The following is a 1,812-nucleotide window of genomic DNA, read 5'->3' as shown; positions in this document are numbered from 1 at the left end:
ACTAGAAATTGTCTGTTGTGATGTGAGATAACTTGCGGTTTGTGTATAGACGCGTAGCAGGTTGTCACCAGACATTGCCTGACTCCCTAGAGAAGCAAAATTGTAACTATTAGAACTAGAGATTGTACTTTGTGTATTATTTCTTGCTGTCTCTGCAATCACCTGACTCGCTAGAGAACTGACACTAGAAATATTAAACCTAGAGCTTGTAGTTGATGTAGTATTTTCTGCGGTCTCTGTGACAATCTGACGTACTTGGGCATCAGTCAGGTTGGGGTTAGCACTAAGCATTAGAGCAACTACACCAGCAACGTGGGGAGTAGCCATAGAAGTGCCATTATAAGTGGCATATTGATTATTCGGAACTGAAGAATAGACCCTAACTCCTGGGGCTGTGACGTAGGCGATTTCATCCGTTCCAGAACGGTTAGAGAAGTCGGGCATATTATTATTTCTATCTACTGCCCCAACTGCAATTCCCGACTTGTATGCATAACGGGCGGGATAATCTGGTAATGAGTCACCATCATTACCTGCTGCCATGACAACAATCACTCCTTTGCTGCTGGCATAGTTAATAGCTGACTCTAGAGTACGATTGGCAGATGCGCCTCCTAAACTGAGATTAATTACATTAGCTCCATTATCCACAGCGTAGCGAATACCCTTCGAGATAGAACTATAGGAACCAGAGCCAGAGTCATTCAAAACTTTGACGGGCATAATCTTGGCATCATAAGCAATACCAGTGACACCGTAGTTATTATTTTCTCCTGCGATCGTGCCGGAAACATGAGTGCCATGACCGTTTATGTCTAGGGTGTTGTTGTTGTTACCAGAGAAGTTCCAGCCGTAATTATCATCAATATAACCATTGCCATCATCATCTATACCGTTACCTGCAATTTCGTTGGCATTTGTCCAGATATTATTCCTCAAATCCTCGTGGTTGTAGTCAACCCCAGTATCTACAACAGCAACAACAACACCTTGACCTGTGTATCCATGTGCCCAAACTTCCGGTGCTTTAACAAGGTCTGCTCCCCAATTATTGCCACCAAGATTAGGAACATCAGCAAAGGTATTATGACCAGTAGCTCTAGCCACTGCTGCTGCCCCATTAATCAAGCCATAGCCATTGGTGGAGTTATAATTTCCAGTGCTAAAAGCATTAGCAGTAGCATTAATGCTATTTTCGGAGTCACCGTTATTTAGCAACTGCACGTTTGTGGAAGTTGAGTTATGGCTACTACGTCCGCTGAAGTTGAGGCTGTAGTCATCCTTCGCTTTAAAGCTATCTAATGAGGATATTGAAGTGACATTTAGCTGTTTATCTGACAGCACATTCTTATTAACATCATCAATGAGCATAAGTATTTTTTCTCAAAGATAGCAATCGTTTTTTTGACAAATTCCAGCGTTAAAATCTTTACAAGAAAAAGATTTTAATGTGTGAATAAGCTTCATTGTCAATAATTACTATGTAATCTCATAACAAAATGCTAATTCTACTACTAAAAAACATAATTAATAGTAGAATTTTTCTTGGCATATTAATTGATACAATAAAAATTAAATTTGTATCATTTTAACTATCAATTGGTGGATAAAAAATTAATTTAGCTATGCTTATAAACTTTTAATTTCTAAAGGTTTTTAACATTAGCTAATATCTGTCATACCAATAGAGTGTGTTACAAAGAAAGGCAGAGAGCAGAAGGCTTTTATGAAAAAAGTATTAATAAAAACTTTAGTTGTGGGTTATTGCCCACTGGTCTAAAAAGATTTGTATCGATAGCGCAGCGTAAAGCC

Annotated in this window: 1 protein-coding gene; it reads right to left on the bottom strand. The window is 38.9% G+C overall.

Annotated elements, in window-relative coordinates; translation table 11 throughout:
* On the bottom strand, positions 1–1,371 hold a 1,371-nt coding region (locus RRG12_RS43790; protein WP_420763335.1), incomplete at its 3' end, for a S8 family peptidase.
* Positions 1,372–1,812: the final 441 nt, after the last annotated feature.

The sequence above is a fragment of the Nostoc sp. CALU 546 genome (assembly GCF_048836525.1).
This window is presented reverse-complemented; position numbering and strand designations above follow the sequence as displayed.